The sequence below is a fragment of the Oleiphilus sp. HI0123 genome, from assembly GCF_001635315.1.
The window spans coordinates 1-1,947 of the sequence record NZ_LWGE01001706.1; the positions used below are offsets into that span (position 1 = coordinate 1).

The window sequence follows — 1,947 nt, forward strand, 5'->3', positions numbered from 1 at the left end:
CAGTGATGCGCCCCGTCGCTACAAGACAGTAAGGAATGAATTATCCGGCTGGACCAACAGCAGCAAAATATCACCCTGGTTAAGTAGCGGCTGTCTATCTCCACGCCAGGTCATCAAGAAATTGCTTGAATACGAACAGGAAAACGGGTCTAACGATTCATCTCGTTGGCTATATGTCGAGCTATTGTGGAGAGAATATTTCCAATGGTGGCACTTTCTAAAAGGAGACCAACTATTTAGTTTCCAAGGATCCAAAAAGTCACCCCCGCTTACTAGTTTCTACCCTGAACGCTTCAGTAAATGGTGTGAAGGCGAAACGCCTTTCAAGATTGTCAATGCCTGCATGAAGGAACTAAAAAACACGGGGTATCTATCAAACAGAGGCCGACAAATCGCAGCCAGTTGTTTGGTTAATGAATTGAGCGTGGACTGGCGCTATGGAGCAGCTTGGTTTGAGTACTGTCTCATTGACTTTGACTTGGCAGTAAATTGGGGCAATTGGCAATACATTGCAGGCGTGGGGGTTGACCCAAGAGGAGGGCGCCACTTCGATCTTGAAAAGCAGTCGAGACTCTATGACCCTGACGGTTTGTATCAAAAACGCTGGGGAGCTGAAACGGATCCAAATTTAGACTCTCGCGATGCTGCCGACTGGCCAATCATACACGAGTAATAGAGATACCGAACAAAGACGAGCAAAAAACCGAGTGATCCATTAATTGATTCCTAGCGTAAAGGATCGATGAGAAAGGCAAATTTCAAGTCTACTATCAAGCAAATATTCTTTTGGAAAATATGGGGAAATACAATGTTACTGAATCATGCTTTTGGAATGTTCACTCACCCTGATGAAGAATGGGAATCGATCCGCAAAGAACATAGTAATCCGGGAAGAATTTATGTTGCATACATTGCCGTTCTAGCAATGATTAGCCCAATATGCGCCTATATATCGACGACACAGTTTGGTTGGCAAGTTGGCGATGGGCAAATCACTAAACTGACGACCCAGAGCGCTTTGCAACTCAACATAATCACCTACATCGCAATGCTTATTGGTGTATTTGGGCTTGGCTGGGCAATCGATTGGATGTCTAAAACCTATGGAGGCAAACATGATGAATATGCAGCAAACGGTATCGCCTTGGCAGCCTATTCTTGTACGCCACTTTTTTTGGCTGGTATCGCCCTTTTAAACCCTGAACCTATTTTCAACATGGCTGTATATCTTATAGCGGCAGTATATGCAGGATTCTTGATCTACGACGGTTTACCGATTGTCATGGGTATTAGCAAAGAACGCGCATTGTTGTTTAGCGGCGCTATCTTGACTGTCGCTCTCGTTTACCTTGTAGCAACAAGAGTCGGTACAGTCGTCATCTGGAGCATAGGCTTCGCCCCTCAGTTCGTATCAGGTTAAGTAAAGCGAGATAGACGGGTTCATCAATGTTGAACCCGGTCTGTCGATGGCGTTCTTAATGTCAATATGTTTTCAGCGGATGACAAGCTTGGTTGGATACCGATTGTACTAGTCACCGTGCTCAACTGTGTTCAATATTAGCTGCGATCACTACGCGCTTCTTACTAGGGTGTTCATATCTTTTGCCATGATTGATAACTCGTGCGCTAATTCTGAAAGCCCCTGACTTGCATCCATCAAAGTTTGCCCCGCGTCGGCGTTTGTTCGACTAATATCTTCAACATTCTTACTCTCCAGAACAATCTCTTCAATCTGCGTACGTTGCTTGCTCATTGAATCTGAGACGGTAGAAATATTCCCCGCCGCCTGTTTTACCGAAATGACGACTTTATCTAGCGCGGAGCCCGACATATTGACTGCTTCAGCACCCGCTTTGACATCAGAACTCGCTTTGTCTAACAAAGTTCTAATCTTCTGAGCTGATTCGTTGCTTTTTTTGGACAGTGTCCTAACCTCATCAGCCACGA

Annotated in this window: 2 protein-coding genes and 1 pseudogene; 2 read left to right on the top strand and 1 reads right to left on the bottom strand. The window is 45.0% G+C overall.

Features of this window, described 5'->3' with window-relative positions; genetic code table 11:
- A partial coding sequence (locus A3761_RS23065; RefSeq protein WP_304439641.1) for an FAD-binding domain-containing protein occupies window positions 1-673 on the top strand: 673 nt, incomplete at its 5' end.
- Window positions 674-808: 135 nt separating this feature from the next.
- Window positions 809-1,420, top strand: coding sequence for a Yip1 family protein (locus A3761_RS23070; RefSeq protein ID WP_068508355.1), 612 nt, complete (start codon window positions 809-811; stop codon window positions 1,418-1,420).
- A gap of 150 nt (window positions 1,421-1,570) precedes the next feature.
- On the opposite strand, the pseudogene A3761_RS23075 reads toward A3761_RS23070, so the two are convergent.
- Window positions 1,571-1,947, bottom strand: a pseudogene (locus tag A3761_RS23075) (hypothetical protein); the annotation flags it as partial.

Bases quoted from the DNA above. Each gene is read 5' to 3' on its own strand.
- A3761_RS23070 (WP_068508355.1), top strand. From the start codon at position 809: ATGTTACTGAATCATGCTTTTGGAATGTTCACTCACCCTGATGAAGAA.